Below are 784 nucleotides of genomic sequence, written 5' to 3'. Positions count from 1 at the left end.
CTTATTCAAAGGCCTTACATTTCAAAAACTCTGCTTACCAGGCGCATTTCGCCCAGGGGATCACCATAATAAAATGCTGAGGCCTGGCCTTTGCGTAGTGCACGCATCACCTCAATACCTTTGATGGTGGCGTAAGCCGTCTTCATGGATTTAAATCCCAGCGTGGCGCCGATTATCCGTTTCAGTTTGCCATGATCGCATTCAATCACGTTGTTCCGGTACTTAATCTGTCGGTGTTCAACGTCAGACGGGCACCGGCCTTCGCGTTTGAGCAGAGCAAGCGCGCGACCATAGGCGGGCGCTTTATCCGTGTTGATGAATCGCGGGATCTGCCACTTCTTCACGTTGTTGAGGATTTTACCCAGAAACCGGTATGCAGCTTTGCTGTTACGACGGGAGGAGAGATAAAAATCGACAGTGCGGCCCCGGCTGTCGACGGCCCGGTACAGATACGCCCAGCGGCCATTGACCTTCACGTAGGTTTCATCCATGTGCCACGGGCAAAGATCGGAAGGGTTACGCCAGTACCAGCGCAGCCGTTTTTCCATTTCAGGCGCATAACGCTGAACCCAGCGGTAAATCGTGGAGTGATCGACATTCACTCCGCGTTCAGCCAGCATCTCCTGCAGCTCACGGTAACTGATGCCGTATTTGCAGTACCAGCGTACGGCCCACAGAATGATGTCACGCTGAAAATGCCGGCCTTTGAATGGGTTCATGTGCAGCTCCATCAGCAAAAGGGGATGATAAGTTTATCACCACCGACTATTTGCAACAGTGCCGT

At 52.6% G+C, this 784-nt stretch carries 1 protein-coding gene; it reads right to left on the bottom strand.

Annotation, left to right across the window (positions count from 1 at the left end; translation table 11 throughout):
• Positions 1 to 14: 14 nt before the first annotated feature.
• Positions 15 to 719, bottom strand: coding sequence for an IS6-like element IS26 family transposase (locus ABD346_RS38235; protein WP_001067855.1), 705 nt, complete (start codon positions 717 to 719; stop codon positions 15 to 17).
• Positions 720 to 784 lie beyond the last annotated feature (65 nt).

This window comes from Streptomyces mauvecolor (assembly GCF_039532965.1).
Lineage (GTDB): Bacteria > Actinomycetota > Actinomycetes > Streptomycetales > Streptomycetaceae > Streptomyces > Streptomyces violascens.
The sequence above is the reverse complement of the archived record's forward strand: the minus strand, read 5'-3'. Positions and strand labels throughout refer to the sequence as shown.